Origin of the sequence: Chryseobacterium sp. MIQD13, assembly GCF_050496705.1 — a bacterium.
Taxonomy (GTDB): Bacteria; Bacteroidota; Bacteroidia; order Flavobacteriales; family Weeksellaceae; genus Chryseobacterium.
In genome coordinates this window covers 41,378-55,424 of record NZ_JBNWAF010000004.1, presented here as the reverse complement: position 1 = coordinate 55,424, position 14,047 = coordinate 41,378, and the positions used below count along the sequence as shown (strand labels likewise).

The window sequence follows — 14,047 nt, the reverse complement described above, 5'->3', positions numbered from 1 at the left end:
ATAGTATACATTTCTTTTTTTATTTAAAAATATGTTTAATTTTATCTCATGATTAAATGCCTGAAATAAAAATAATGGTATTTCGTTATTGTATTAAAACTAATTGCCTAAAACACAAATTAAGAGAAGAACATCAGCTTATAACTTAATAATTGTTAATGAAAAAATTACTTTTACTGTTTGTTTCTGTTCTATTTTTTAATGTGTCTGCCCAGAAAAGAGGGAAAGACTATAGCAATATTTTAAAAAGTAAAAATATCTATGAGATTAATGCTTTTCTCAGAGATGCACACCCTGACGATCCCAGAAGGTCCGTATTAAAACCAAGGGTAATGGAAATGATGACACAGTACATCAAAGATGCCCATCCTGCCGACCAGAAAGTGAAAGACATGCAGGAAATGCTTGCCTTATTGAAAAGAAGACCTTCCACAAAGATCAGTTTTGATGAAATGAACGCCATTATCAAACAGAAACAGATCGCCAAATATAAAGCTGAACTTGCTGCCAAACAATCTACAGTAGTTTATACTCCAAGTAATGCCCAGAATACCTTTGTTGTCAATACCACTGCCAATGCTGCTGTTCCGAATGCTGAAGCCGAAGAATTCAATATGCTGATGGCCGAAAATCCGGTAGAGCACAAAAACAAAACAGTAAAAATATTGAACTCATTGTTCGACAACGATCCAAACAGCAAGACAAGCATAGTTCTTATCAAGAATAATTCTGACTGTAATATCATTGTAAGAATGGAAGGTGTGGGAACTACTAAATACAGGCTTGCTGTTCCTGCCCATGATGACAGTACCATTGTTATAGATAAGGGTCAGTATCTTTTCACCAGCCTCGTTTGTGGCGCTCAGTATGCTTCTCAAAAAACCATCGAAAAGGCTATAATGGTTACACTGGGAAGTTCTGCAGCACAGTAAGCATTCCTTAAATCTGTAGAGAGCCGTCTTTTATGTTTAAAAGACAAGGTTATCTATGCAAAATTTGCTATTTTTGCAGGATTTTAAAATGACTCGATGGGCAAAAATAAATTAGCAAGATTTGCTGAAAACAAGATTTTACCAAATGTTATCCAACCTACCAGAGAAGATGCAATCAACGGTTTTCCGCTTAAAGGAAACTGGAGAAAAGATTTCTTTAAGAATGACCATCCAATCGTACTGGAATTGGGTTGCGGCAAAGGAGAATATTCTGTAGGACTTGCCAAAACTTTCCCTGAAAAAAACTTCATAGGAATAGATATTAAAGGTGCCAGATTTTGGTTTGGAGCCAAGGAAGCTATGGAAAAAGGAATGAATAATGTAGCATTCCTGAGAAGTCAGATTGAGCTTGTAGATCATTTTTTTGCAGAAAATGAAGTGGATGAAATCTGGATCACATTCCCGGATCCTCAGATTAAATACAAACGTACGAAGCACAGACTTACCCATCCTGATTTTTTAGAACGATACAAAAAATTCCTGAAACCGGGTGGAATTATCCATCTTAAAACGGATTCAGAATTCCTGCACGGCTATACATTAGGCTATCTGCAGGGTGCAGGCTATGAAATAATAACTGCTCATCACGATATTTACGGCGCTCCTGAATATGATCCCAACACAGAGCACCTGAGAGATATAAAAACTTATTACGAAGAACTTTTCTCGGCTAAAGGAAAGACAATAACTTATATAAAATTCCGGATAAGCTGATGAATTAACAACAAATTGATGAAAAAAATTTTAACGACCCTCCTCTTCCTGTTCCTTGTTTCGGGTTCTGCTTTTGCGCAGAAAAAAACCAAAGACATTTTAAAAAGCACAAATATCAAGGAAATTGAAGAGTACCTTAAAACTGCACATCCCGAAGACCCTAAAAGGACTGTGCTGAAACCTAAACTTATTGCTTTAAAGAATTCTCAATGGACAAAAGGGGCTGCAACAGCCAAGCCTATGGAAGCCAGACCTGTAATGACCGATATTCCGAACAGGTTCATGAGAAACTCAAATTCCAATGACGCTGAAGAGTTTAAAAAACTGCTCGCTGAAACATCTGATCAGCACAAAGACAAAACGGTAAAGCTTCTGAATGCTATGTTTGATGAAGATATTACCAGAAAGGAGGCTGTGCTTCTGTTCAGAAATAATTCAGACTGCAACATCATCCTGAGAATTGAAGGAAAAGATTTTTACAATCTGGCTGTGCCTGCACACGGAGAAAACTTCATCATCCTCAATAAAGGTTCCTATACTCTGAACAGCAATGTTTGTGATGTAAGATACTCTTCTCAGAAAGACATAAAAAAAGGTATATTTGTAGTAATTGAAAATCCGGGCACACCTACTAAATCCGATCCAAACAAAAATGCTGTAAAAGATCAAAAAGAAGAAGCACCGGTAAAACCTTCACAAAAGAAAAGATCAAAAAAATAACTGTATGAAAAAGCTTTTCGCTTTCTCCGGAATTTCACTTATCCTTATGAGCTGTAGTGTAAATTATGGTAACTACCCTATAAGAACGTCTTATCCTTCAGCTTCCGGAAATACTGCAGGAAGCAGTACTGCAATGAGTACGGAAAGGGAATATGCAGAGCTTATTAAAACCTATAAGCCTGAAACGGCAGATGTTTTAAATGATCTTCTTAATGAGGACTCCCCTTCCAATCCAAGAACTTCTATTTCGGTGGAAAATAAATCTCCCTGCAATATGGTTCTTACTGTGAGCAGCAGTGGCTTCTTTAAAAAGATCCCTATAGGTTCCGGCAAGGTTGGCTATACAATGGTTCCTAAAAACAAAAATTACAGCCTCTCCGGAATGCTCTGTAATTCGTCTTATCAGTCTACCAAATTCATTACTACTTCATACGCTATAAAGATCAGTAATTAAGATAAAACCCCACTCTATTGGGCGGGGTTTCTTATATTGGGTTAAACTGATATATCAATAAAAAAACGCTGGACAAAAATCCAGCGTTTTTCCTATATTAAAGAAAATCTTTAATTATTCTGCATCGAAATCAGCATCTGTATCAGCAGATACCTTTTCTCCTTCTTCTTTAGATTTTTCTTTATCAGCTTTTCTTTGAGACTGACCTTCTTTGATAGAATCAGAAACGATGTTTAAGATCATATCGATAGATTTAGAAGCATCATCGTTTCCTGGGATAACGAAGTCTACTTTTCTAGGGTCAGAGTTTGTATCAACAATACCGAAAACTGGAATACCTAATTTCTTAGCTTCAGTTACAGCGATGTGTTCTCTCATGATATCTACAACGAAGATTGCAGAAGGAAGACGAACCATGTCAGAGATAGAACCTAAGTTTTTCTCTAGATTAGCTCTTTGTCTGTCTACCTGTAATCTTTCTTTTTTAGATAAAGTTTCGAACGTACCGTCTTTTTTCATTTTGTCGATATGGTTCATTTTCTTTACCGCCTTTCTGATAGTAACGAAGTTCGTTAGCATACCTCCAGGCCATCTTTCTGTAATATAAGGCATATTAAGTTCAGCAGCGTGCTTAGCAACTACTTCTTTCGCCTGCTTTTTAGTAGCTACGAAAAGAACTTTTTTACCTGCAGAAGTTAATTTTTCTAAAGCGCTGCACGCTTCATCCAATTTAACTGCTGTTTTATGTAAGTCTACAATGTGAATACCATTTTTCTCCATAAAAATGTATGGAGCCATATTTGGGTTCCACTTTCTAGTCATGTGACCGAAGTGTACGCCAGCCTCTAAAAGGTCTTTTACATTTGCTTTTGCCATGTTTTCTGTTTTTGTTAGTTTACTTTCCGTCTTTTAAACAATCAACAACTTCTTTAGATGGGAGAAGCGTTTGGATGCTAAACGTAACGGGCAAAGTTGCTGTTGGCTTCTTGCTTTTAGCATTGGGCTTTCCAGCTTTGGGTTAAAAAATAATTTTTTAAAAATTTTTCTAAAGCTATCTGCCATAAGCCAATAGCCATACGCTTTTTTAACGTTTTGAGAATTGGAATCTCTTTCTTGCTTTTTTCTGACCTGGCTTCTTTCTTTCCACCATTCTTGCGTCTCTTGTAAGTAAACCAGCTGGTTTCAAAGCTAATCTGAATTCAGCATTGATTTCGCATAAAGCTCTTGAAATACCTAATCTGATAGCTTCTGCCTGACCTGTATTACCACCACCGAAAACATTTACGGTAACGTCATACTGACCAACAGTCTCAGAAAGGATGAACGGTTGGTTTAATTTGTAAACCATCACGTCTGTAGAGAAATATTCTTTAGCATCTTTACCGTTTACTGTAATGTTTCCAGAACCTGGTTTTACGTAAACTCTTGCTACAGAAGTTTTTCTTCTTCCGATTTTGTGAACTATAGACATAATTAATTATTTAAATTCGTTAACATTAATTGTTTTAGGCTGTTGAGCTTCATGTTTGTGCTCAGTTCCTTCATATAGATAAAGGTTCTTCAATAAAGCAGATCCTAATCTGTTTTTTGGCAACATACCTTTTACAGATTTCTCCAATACTTTTAAAGAATCTTTCTTTTGAAGTTCAGCCGCAGTCATAGACTTCTGTCCACCAGGGTAACCTGTATGCCAGATGTAAGTCTTATCAGCCCACTTGTTTCCGGAAAGCGTAATTTTCCCAGCATTCAAAACGATCACGTTATCACCACAATCTACGTGAGGTGTAAAGTTCGTTTTGTGCTTACCTCTCAAAATCTTTGCAACCGTAGAAGCTAGTCTTCCTAACGGCTGTCCTTCAGCGTCTACCACAACCCATTCTTTATTAGCAGTAGCTTTGTTCGCTGAAACAGTTTTGTAACTTAATGTATTCACACGTTTTAGTTAAAGATTAAACATAATTTTCCCCTAAAAGGGTGTGCAAAGGTACAAATTATTTTTGTAACCCAAAAACATATTTTATTTAATCTATTTCACCTGCTCGATTTCATCATCTTTTAATAGATTATATCAACTATTGCTTTGGCACAGAACTTGTAAAATGACTGAATGATAAAAAACATTTCGAAGATTCTAAAAACACAGGCGATAAAGTAAAGAGTTTGATCTCTAAACTCTTTCTTTATTAACTTTACTTTAAAGATTTCCCTAAAAGCTTACTGATATGGTTATTTAATGTCGCGAAATATTTATATTTGCGCCAAAACCATACCCCTTTATCCATGAGCCACGGAAAAATCAGAGAAGATAAAACATGCCTGAATTGCGGGCATACTGTAGAAGAAAGATTCTGTCCTCATTGCGGACAGGAGAATATTGAAAGCCGCCAGCCGTTTTATTTTCTTTTTACTCATTTTATTGAAGATTTCACCCATTATGATGGACAGTTCTGGCAGACGATCAAATATTTGCTTGTGAACCCCGGAAAACTCACCAAGGAATACCTTTCCGGAAAAAGACAGCTGTATGTGGCTCCTGTAAAACTATATATCTTTATAAGTTTCATCACATTTCTGCTTCCCAATTTCTTACCGGAATCTAAAGAGACCAGCCCTCAATCAGAAAGAACAAAAATTGAAAAAACTGAGGATAAAAGAAAAACTTCGGAAAAAGTTCTTGAAAAGTTGGAGAAAAAAGGATACCTCTCCAAGGATGTTTCAAAAGAAATAAAAAAAGGAATGGATACCATAAAGGCAAAAGACTCAATTAATGATGCCCTTGCACACAGTGAAGATGTCATTGAAAGTACATTAAGTACTAAAGAGTCCTCCGTCTTTAATGCATATAATATAAAGCAATATGATTCTATCCGGGCTAAAGATAAAACCGGATTTTATCAGCTGGCAAGACCCTTTGCTGAAAAAATTTTTACTTTAAAAGAAGAAGGATATACTAAAAAACAGATTCGGGATAAGTATAAGGAAACCTTTATCCATACCATTCCAAAAGCACTTTTTGTTTATCTTCCTGTATTTGCTTTTTTCTTATGGCTATTTCATAATAAAAAGAAGTGGTGGTATTTTGATCATGGTATATTTACCCTTCATTATTTTTCTTTCCTGCTTCTATCTACCCTTATTTTTATTATTATCACCAGGATTTTTGACGCTATCCCCAGTTATGGGATAATTAATATGATATTCTGGCTTTTATATACTGCTTTATTTTTCTATACCTCCATTTATTTTTTTGTGGCTCATCACAGAGTCTATGAAAGCAGTAAGAGGATAAGCATTCTTAAAGGAATGAGTTTGTTCATCATCAACTCTGTAGGAATTACGCTAATGCTTATGATATTAATGTATGTAAGCTTTATAATGATGCATTAATTGCGCAGAGACTTGCTTCCCCTGAAACTTGCAATCAGATAGTATGCTACAAAAACTGTAGAAAACTTCAGGATAGATGGAATGGCAAGCTCAAGGTTGAAAATCAAAGCTCCGATCAATACCAGAACACCCATAGCAGCAAATGACAATCCCAACTTTTTAGGCAGGGTAAAATCCGGCGTATCAAGATAATAGGCTAGTCCCCAGGCAAAACCAAAAGCAATGGCATAATAGAAGTCCAACCCCATATTTTGTGAGCTTAAAAAGAAATAATTGATAAGGAAACTCACTACTGTTCCTAAAGCGAAATAAACCAGAGCTTTTTGCATATCTATAAAATATGGTGCAAAAATAGAGAATTTCCTTATCATTTTTAAATGACTGATTGTTAAGTCGGGGAAAAACCAATCTTCTACGTTTAAATAAAACACTAACAACCAGCATGTTAAATAAAACAACAAGGTTCTTATTTTATTATTATATTTGAAAATTCAGAAATTTTCTAGTTTTTTTATGGAAACCCAAAAATATACTCCAACCAACAAAGTAAGAATCGTAACAGCGGCGTCATTATTTGACGGACACGATGCTGCGATCAATATCATGCGCCGCGTGATCCAGGGAACAGGATGTGAAGTGATCCACCTTGGCCACGACAAATCAGCTGAAGAAGTTGTAAACACAGCCATTCAGGAAGATGCCAATGCTATTGCGCTAACCTCATATCAAGGCGGCCACAATGAATATTTTAAATATATCTACGACCTTTTAAGAGAAAAAAACTCGCCACAGATCAAGATTTTCGGTGGTGGCGGTGGTGTAATCCTGCCTGAAGAGATTACAGATCTTATGAACTACGGAATCGACAGGATCTATTCTCCGGATGACGGCCGTGAGCTTGGTCTTCAGGGAATGATTGATGACCTTGTAAAAAGATCGGATTTTTCAACCGGAAAAGAGGTTACAGCTAATGATTTGGATGCTATCAGTTTTGAAAACTCTACAAGCATTGCCAAAATTATTTCCGCTGTTGAAAACTTTTCAGAGGAAAAACCTGAGCTTGTAAAAGCAATTGACGAAAAATCAAAAGATTTAAATATTCCTATCATCGGTATCACAGGTACTGGTGGAGCCGGAAAATCTTCATTGACAGATGAACTGGTAAGACGTTTCATCCGTTCAAATCCTGATAAAAAAATTGCCATTATTTCCATTGACCCTTCTAAAAAGAAAACCGGGGGTGCTCTTTTGGGAGACAGAATCCGCATGAACGCGATCAATGATCCGAGAGTTTATATGCGTTCAATGGCCACAAGAGAAAACAACGTTTCTGTTTCGCCATTCATCCATTCTGCATTGAATGTATTGAAACTGGCTCATCCTGATGTAATCATTCTGGAAACTTCAGGTATCGGGCAGTCTGGTTCGGAAGTTTCTGATTTTGCAGACGTTTCCATGTACGTGATGACTCCTGAATATGGAGCTTCAACACAGCTGGAAAAGATCGACATGCTGGATTATGCAGATTTAGTGGCTTTAAATAAATCTGACAAGCGTGGTGCTCTTGATGCACTTCAGGCTGTAAGAAAACAGTTCCAGAGAAACCATTTATTATGGGAGCAGCAACTGGATGAAATGCCGGTTTATGCTACAAAAGCATCCCAGTTCAATGATCACGGAACTACAGAATTATACAACAGGTTAATTTCAAAAGTAAACGATAAATTTTCAGGTTTAGGCTTAAAAACTTTTGCCGAACAGGAAATTACAGATGAAGTAACCATTATCCCTCCGAAAAGAGTCCGTTATCTTTCTGAAATTGTTGAAAATAACAGGATATACGATGAGAACATTGAAAAGCAGGCTGAACTTGCCAGAAAAATGTATCATATTGACGGAGTGAAAAAAATCATCTCTAATGAAGCTTTAGATGCCGAATATCAAAAGGCCGAAAAGGAGCTACAACAGGAAAACATCGACTTCCTGAGAACGTGGGATGATACGAAAAAAGCCTTCCACGAAGAATTCTATTCTTATTTCGTAAGAGGAAAGGAAATCAAAGTGGAAACTTCAACAGAGTCTTTATCTCATCTGAGAATTCCAAAAATTGCTCTACCTAAATACAACGATTGGGGTGATCTTATCAAATGGAAAGGCCAGGAAAACCTTCCAGGAGGATTCCCTTATACGGCAGGAATTTATCCTTTCAAAAGAACAGGTGAAGATCCTACAAGGATGTTTGCAGGAGAAGGTGGTCCGGAAAGAACAAACAGAAGATTCCATTATGTTTCTGCTGAAATGCCTGCAAAACGTTTGTCTACAGCTTTCGACTCTGTAACGCTTTATGGACAGGATCCTGCTTTACCACCGGATATTTATGGTAAGATTGGAAATGCAGGGGTTTCTATTGCCACGCTGGATGATGCCAAAAAACTCTATTCAGGATTTGATCTGATCAATGCATTAACTTCGGTTTCCATGACAATTAATGGTCCGGCTCCAATGCTGCTGGCTTTCTTTATGAATGCAGCCATTGACCAGAACGTTGAAAAATATATTGCAGAAAACGGCCTGGAATCTAAAGTTGAAGCTGTTTTAAAAGCAAAATTTGATGATAAAGGCTTAGCAAGACCAAAATATAATGGAGAACTTCCTCCTTCCAATAACGGTTTAGGTTTAAAATTATTGGGAATCACTGGAGATGAAATAATCCCTGCGGATGTTTATGCTGAAATTAAAGCCAAAACAATCGCAACCGTTCGTGGAACGGTTCAGGCTGATATTTTAAAGGAAGATCAGGCTCAGAATACCTGTATTTTCTCTACCGAATTTGCCTTAAGACTAATGGGTGACGTTCAGGAATATTTTATCAAGGAAAAAGTAAGAAACTTCTACTCTGTTTCCATTTCAGGATATCACATTGCTGAAGCTGGTGCTAATCCTGTTTCCCAGTTGGCATTTACATTGGCAAACGGTTTCACATATGTGGAATACTACCTGTCAAGAGGAATGGATATCAATGATTTTGCTCCTAACCTATCGTTCTTCTTCTCTAACGGTATCGATCCTGAATATTCAGTTATCGGTCGTGTGGCAAGAAGAATCTGGGCCAAAGCAATGAAAATGAAATACGGGGCGGATGAAAGAAGCCAGATGCTGAAATACCATATCCAGACTTCAGGACGTTCTCTTCACGCTCAGGAAATTGATTTCAATGATATCAGAACTACCCTTCAGGCACTTTACGCAATCTATGATAACTGTAACTCTCTTCACACCAATGCTTATGATGAGGCAATTACAACTCCGACTGAACAATCTGTAAGAAGAGCAATGGCAATTCAGTTGATTATTAACAAGGAGCTAGGATTGGCGAAGAACGAAAATCCGCTTCAGGGATCATTTATCATTGAAGAACTGACGGATCTTGTGGAAGAAGCTGTGTATGCAGAATTTGACAGAATTACTGAAAGAGGCGGAGTTCTTGGAGCTATGGAAACCATGTACCAGCGTTCCAAGATTCAGGAGGAATCCATGCATTACGAATGGCTAAAGCACACGGGTGAATATCCTATCATCGGGGTAAATACTTTCCTTGGAAAAGACGGTTCACCAACGGTTCGTCCGGGAGAAGTTATCCGTTCTACTGAAGAAGAGAAGCAGGCTCAGATTGAAAATCTTCATAATTTCCAGAAATCCAATGATGATAAATCTGCAGAAGCTTTAAAGCATTTACAGTATGCAGCAATCAACCAGCAGAATTTATTCGCAGTAATGATGGATGCTGTAAAATACTGTTCTCTTGGACAAATCACCAATGCTTTATTTGAGGTGGGTGGTAAATACAGAAGAAATATGTAATCCGCATTGGATAAACTTACATAAACAAACCTCGAAGAAATTTCTTCGAGGTTTGTTTTTTAATGGACTCAATAAGAAAGCCCGCAGACTATCTCTGCGGGTTTTATCTGGCTGTAATGAAGAAATTTATTTCTTATTAAAATCTCCGGCAAAAACAGAAGTCAGTTTATCTTCGCTGATATACTTTCTAAGCACTTCATTAACCTGGCTTACTTTCAGACCAGAAACTTTAGTTTCCAAAGCATCATAATCTTCCAACGGAATACCAAATTGTAACTGGCTGTTCACAAGACCTACCAAGCTGGTGTCGCTTCCTAAATCTGTTTTTCTTGAAGTAAGCCATGAATTTAGGTTTGATTTCAATTCTTCTTCTGTGAATCCTTCTTTAACCGCTTTATTTATTTCTTCTTTCAACGCTTTATTCACAGCATCTTTTTTAGTCGGATTAAAGAATGCATACCAACCCCATGAAGCCACCGTATTGTCAGAAGGAACACTCATATAAGAGCCTGCTCCATAGCTGATTCCTTCTTTTTCACGAAGTCTGGTCGGAATTCTTGAGGTAAGGAAACCTCCGCTTCCCAGCATTTCATTGGCAATAACAAAAGCAGGATAATCAGGACTGTTTCTGTCCATAGAAAAACTTATTTTTCCTACTGCAGCCCCATTTTCTTTATCCGGAGTCAAATAATCTTTATCCTGTTTTTTGGTTGTAAAAAGCTCAGGCTTAATTTTCTCGTAAACAGATTTTGAGTTCCATTTTGCAAAAGTATTTTCCATTAGAGCAGACGCTGTTTTAGAATCCAAATCACCAATCAGGGTACCTACTCCATTATTACTTCCTAAAATTTTGTTATAAAAATCTACAAGCTCCTGTCTTTTTATGGTTTTATTAGTCTCAATCTGTTCTTTGAAAGAAGGAGTGTAAAAGATACTTTCTTTAGGATAATTTTCTGTAATTTTTTCAATTTCAGTAAATGCTAAAGCCTGCGGGTCATTTAAAGAACCCTCCAGATAAGTATTGTATTCATTTACGGTTTTTACCAGTTCCGCTTCAGGGAAATTAGATTCAGTCAGAATTTCTTTCACCAAATCCATTACTTTTGGTAAATGCTCTTTATAAGTACTTACGTTGGTATATAAAGTCTGGCCGTTAAATGAAAAACCTATACTTGATTTCCATGAATCCAGCATATCCTGAATTTGTTCTTTTGTATGGGTTTTTGTTCCTGTTTTCATAACCTGAGCCATCAGAGAACCAATCTGGGCTTTTCCGCTTAAATCTTTGGCATTACTTACCGGAAAACGGAAGCTTCCCAATACTTTACCTCCTTTAATTTCCTTTTTAATAATACCATATTTCATTCCGTTGCTCAACTTTCCTTCAGAAAGATTAGCTTTCAGGTTTTTAATACTTGCTTCGAAAGGTGCTGCTTCTTTTTCTAAGGCTTTGCCTTTGTAATCTTTCGTTAAAGTGGCAATTTGCTCATCCGAAAACTCATTATTCTTAACTCTTATCTCATCTTTGGTTGGAATAAATACTCCAACCGTCCTGTTATTTGTTTTGAAATATTTATCTGCAACCCTCTGAACATCTGCTAAAGTTAATTTTTCAATACTATCCCGATACAACATTCCCAGTTTATAACTTCCTGCACCCACAATTTCAGTTAAATTAACAGCAAAACTAATGGTATTATTTTTTGTATTTTCTATTTGTTTAAGAATTTTAGCCTTAGCTCTCTGTACATCCTGCTCAGTGAATTTTATTGCAGAGACTTTATCCAGCTCGGCTCTGAAATCATTTTCTACAGCTTTTACATCTTTATCAGCAGGAACCTCAAGTCCAAAATACATGAATGCGGCATCCCTTACCGTTGGCTGATAAGAATATACAGAAGCAGCTTTATGAGAATCAATCATTGCTTTGTATAAATATCCTGAAGGATCTGATGTCAGAATTTCTGACAAAGCATCCAAAGCGGCATAATCTTTATCTGCATAAGGAGCTGTATGATATAATGCTCCGACAATTTTGCTGTCTCCTGAACGTTTCAATTCAACAAAACGCTCACCGTCCTGAGCTGGCTCAACTGTATATGTTTGGTCTAAAACTCTTGATGGTCTCGGAATAACAGAGAAATACTGCGAAATATAATTTAAAGCCTGCTTCTCATCAAATTTTCCTGCTACTACTAAAGTCGCATTATCCGGCTGGTAATGTTTTTCGTAAAATTTTCTAAGGGTTGGAGCCTTTACTCTTTCAATATCTTCTTTACTTCCAATCGTACTGTTCCCGTAGTTATGCCATAAATAGGCTGTCGATACAATACGTTCCATTAAAACAGCTCCCGGATTATTTTCCCCGATTTCAAACTCATTTCGTACTACAGAAAACTCTTTATCAAGATCTGTCTGAAGAATTGTAGCATTAATCATTCTATCAGCCTCCATCTCCAGAGACCATTTTAAATTTTCATCACTTGAAGGAAAAATTTCATAATAGTTTGTTCTGTCATACCAGGTTGTTCCGTTTGCATTACCTCCTTTGTCAGACAATTGCTTTTTAATATCACCTAATTTTTTAGTGCTTTTAAATAACATATGCTCAAGTAAGTGTGCCATTCCCTTTTCACCGTAGCCTTCATGTTTTGAACCTACGTTATAAATGATATTCACTATCATATTACTTTGAGAGGCATCAGGAACCAAAAGAACTTTCATACCGTTGTTCAAAGTATATTCTTTTACACCCTCAGTATTACTTACAAATTTAGGAGCCTCTGTTTTTTGAGAAAAAACCGGGTTTACAGCACCGGTAAAAAATAGGACCGCAGTCCCGATAAGTAGGTTTTTCATCTCTTTTATTTAATTTTGTTAAAAGTTTCAATTAAGTTTTTTCGTTTTATATCCCAATTAGACGAATTAAATGATTGAAAAGTTACAATTTTTACTATTATCATCAATTTAAATTCAATGAAACCCAAAGCCGTATTCAACTGGAGCAGCGGAAAAGATTCTGCTCTTGCCTTTTATAAAGTCCAGCAGGAAAATCAGATTGAAGTAACTACTCTGTTAACCAGCATCAATAAAGAGTTTCAAAGAATTTCCATGCATGGTGTTTCTATTTCACTTTTGGAAAAGCAGGCTGAAAATATGGGACTTCCTTTGATTAAAATGGAGCTTCCAAAAGAACCGTCGATGGAAGAATACCATGAAATTATGAGTAAAACAATGTCAGAAGTTCAATCTTTGGGAATTACCCATTCCGTTTTTGGGGATATTTTTCTGGAAGACCTTAGAAACTACCGTGAAGATCAGCTGAAAGCTATTGGTATGGAAGCTGTATTTCCATTATGGAAACAGAATACATCAGATCTTATTCATGAATTTCTGGATCTTGGTTTCAAAACAATTGTGACGTGTGTTAATGAAACTTATCTGGATAAAAGTTTTGCAGGAAGAATTATTGATCAGGATTTCATTAAGGACCTACCTGAAAACGTTGATCCCTGTGGAGAAAACGGAGAATTCCATACATTTACTTTTGACGGACCAATTTTTAAAAAACCTATTCAGTTTGCAATAGGAGAAACGGTAAAGAAAACTTACCCTAAACCCAAAACAAACCCTGGAGATGAAGACGGCGAATATGTTTTCTGGTTTTGTGATCTTGTTTTGAAATAACTGCCCAAAGAATATAAATATAGCCTTTCCCTTATTTCAAAAAATTTGTGAATCTTTTTACAGATGATGAAAGCACTCATGATGTACACACTGCTTTCGCCCACCAGAAATAACTGACTACAATATATTTCATTTATCATCACTGATACTCCAATCTTCCTGTTTACAATATTGGAAGGTTTTTCTTATTTTTGATAGACAATGTTGTAAAAAAAATTATTCACAATCCCAA

Annotated in this window: 12 protein-coding genes; 7 read left to right on the top strand and 5 right to left on the bottom strand. The window is 36.5% G+C overall.

Features of this window, described 5'->3' with window-relative positions:
• Nucleotides 1-158 precede the first annotated feature (158 nt).
• From ACQWU4_RS17210 to ACQWU4_RS17195, 4 genes are all read left to right on the top strand, one after another.
• Nucleotides 159-932, top strand: coding sequence for a DUF6759 domain-containing protein (locus ACQWU4_RS17210; protein ID WP_429936997.1), 774 nt, complete (start codon nucleotides 159-161; stop codon nucleotides 930-932).
• Between the two features lie 96 nt (nucleotides 933-1,028).
• Nucleotides 1,029-1,706: a tRNA (guanosine(46)-N7)-methyltransferase TrmB gene (trmB, locus tag ACQWU4_RS17205; protein WP_429936996.1), complete on the top strand. Its 678-nt coding sequence runs from the start codon at nucleotides 1,029-1,031 to the stop codon at nucleotides 1,704-1,706.
• Nucleotides 1,707-1,724: 18 nt separating this feature from the next.
• The gene (locus tag ACQWU4_RS17200; protein ID WP_429936995.1) at nucleotides 1,725-2,426 is read left to right on the top strand and encodes a DUF6759 domain-containing protein; all 702 of its coding nucleotides are present in this window, start codon (nucleotides 1,725-1,727) and stop codon (nucleotides 2,424-2,426) included.
• 4 nt (nucleotides 2,427-2,430) lie between these two features.
• A complete protein-coding gene (locus ACQWU4_RS17195; protein ID WP_429936994.1) occupies nucleotides 2,431-2,880 on the top strand; it encodes a DUF6759 domain-containing protein in 450 nt (149 codons plus the stop codon).
• 114 nt (nucleotides 2,881-2,994) lie between these two features.
• On the opposite strand, the gene rpsB is transcribed toward ACQWU4_RS17195, so the two are convergent.
• From rpsB to rplM, 3 genes are all read right to left on the bottom strand, one after another.
• Nucleotides 2,995-3,756 (bottom strand): 30S ribosomal protein S2, encoded by a 762-nt coding sequence (gene rpsB / locus ACQWU4_RS17190; protein ID WP_048508339.1) that lies wholly within the window; start codon nucleotides 3,754-3,756, stop codon nucleotides 2,995-2,997.
• A gap of 208 nt (nucleotides 3,757-3,964) precedes the next feature.
• The gene (gene rpsI, locus ACQWU4_RS17185) at nucleotides 3,965-4,351 is read right to left on the bottom strand and encodes a 30S ribosomal protein S9 (RefSeq protein WP_007843277.1); all 387 of its coding nucleotides are present in this window, start codon (nucleotides 4,349-4,351) and stop codon (nucleotides 3,965-3,967) included.
• Between the two features lie 6 nt (nucleotides 4,352-4,357).
• Entirely contained in the window at nucleotides 4,358-4,813 is a 456-nt protein-coding gene (gene rplM, locus ACQWU4_RS17180; protein ID WP_034706094.1) for a 50S ribosomal protein L13, read from the bottom strand.
• A gap of 347 nt (nucleotides 4,814-5,160) precedes the next feature.
• Between rplM and ACQWU4_RS17175 the strand changes: the two genes are divergently transcribed.
• Nucleotides 5,161-6,267 (top strand): DUF3667 domain-containing protein, encoded by a 1,107-nt coding sequence (locus tag ACQWU4_RS17175; RefSeq protein ID WP_429936993.1) that lies wholly within the window; start codon nucleotides 5,161-5,163, stop codon nucleotides 6,265-6,267.
• Here the strand turns inward: ACQWU4_RS17175 and ACQWU4_RS17170 are convergent.
• Entirely contained in the window at nucleotides 6,264-6,596 is a 333-nt protein-coding gene (locus tag ACQWU4_RS17170) for a hypothetical protein (protein ID WP_429937368.1), read from the bottom strand. The two genes, ACQWU4_RS17175 and ACQWU4_RS17170, sit on opposite strands and share 4 nt — an antisense overlap.
• A gap of 184 nt (nucleotides 6,597-6,780) precedes the next feature.
• On the opposite strand from ACQWU4_RS17170, the gene ACQWU4_RS17165 reads away from it, so the two are divergent.
• Complete coding sequence (locus tag ACQWU4_RS17165) at nucleotides 6,781-10,128, top strand: methylmalonyl-CoA mutase family protein (protein ID WP_429936991.1); 3,348 nt, start codon at nucleotides 6,781-6,783, stop codon at nucleotides 10,126-10,128.
• Nucleotides 10,129-10,254: 126 nt separating this feature from the next.
• Here the strand turns inward: ACQWU4_RS17165 and ACQWU4_RS17160 are convergent, their stop codons facing one another.
• Nucleotides 10,255-12,987: a M16 family metallopeptidase gene (locus ACQWU4_RS17160; protein WP_429936990.1), complete on the bottom strand. Its 2,733-nt coding sequence runs from the start codon at nucleotides 12,985-12,987 to the stop codon at nucleotides 10,255-10,257.
• A 117-nt stretch (nucleotides 12,988-13,104) separates the two neighbouring features.
• Between ACQWU4_RS17160 and ACQWU4_RS17155 the strand changes: the two genes are divergently transcribed.
• Nucleotides 13,105-13,815 carry a diphthine--ammonia ligase gene (locus ACQWU4_RS17155; RefSeq protein WP_429936989.1) on the top strand — a complete coding sequence of 237 codons (711 nt, stop codon included), beginning with the start codon at nucleotides 13,105-13,107 and terminating at the stop codon, nucleotides 13,813-13,815.
• The last annotated feature ends 232 nt before the right edge of the window (nucleotides 13,816-14,047 follow it).

What these genes read in the sequence shown, in the direction of transcription:
- ACQWU4_RS17160 (WP_429936990.1), bottom strand. Translation starts at nt 12,987, where the DNA reads ATGAAAAACCTACTTATCGGGACTGCGGTCCTATTTTTTACCGGTGCT.
- ACQWU4_RS17200 (WP_429936995.1), top strand. Translation starts at nt 1,725, where the DNA reads ATGAAAAAAATTTTAACGACCCTCCTCTTCCTGTTCCTTGTTTCGGGT.
- rpsI (WP_007843277.1), bottom strand. Translation starts at nt 4,351, where the DNA reads ATGTCTATAGTTCACAAAATCGGAAGAAGAAAAACTTCTGTAGCAAGA.
- trmB (WP_429936996.1), top strand. Translation starts at nt 1,029, where the DNA reads ATGGGCAAAAATAAATTAGCAAGATTTGCTGAAAACAAGATTTTACCA.
- ACQWU4_RS17210 (WP_429936997.1), top strand. Translation starts at nt 159, where the DNA reads ATGAAAAAATTACTTTTACTGTTTGTTTCTGTTCTATTTTTTAATGTG.
- ACQWU4_RS17155 (WP_429936989.1), top strand. Translation starts at nt 13,105, where the DNA reads ATGAAACCCAAAGCCGTATTCAACTGGAGCAGCGGAAAAGATTCTGCT.
- ACQWU4_RS17170 (WP_429937368.1), bottom strand. Translation starts at nt 6,596, where the DNA reads ATGCAAAAAGCTCTGGTTTATTTCGCTTTAGGAACAGTAGTGAGTTTC.
- rpsB (WP_048508339.1), bottom strand. Translation starts at nt 3,756, where the DNA reads ATGGCAAAAGCAAATGTAAAAGACCTTTTAGAGGCTGGCGTACACTTC.
- ACQWU4_RS17165 (WP_429936991.1), top strand. Translation starts at nt 6,781, where the DNA reads ATGGAAACCCAAAAATATACTCCAACCAACAAAGTAAGAATCGTAACA.
- ACQWU4_RS17175 (WP_429936993.1), top strand. Translation starts at nt 5,161, where the DNA reads ATGAGCCACGGAAAAATCAGAGAAGATAAAACATGCCTGAATTGCGGG.
- ACQWU4_RS17195 (WP_429936994.1), top strand. Translation starts at nt 2,431, where the DNA reads ATGAAAAAGCTTTTCGCTTTCTCCGGAATTTCACTTATCCTTATGAGC.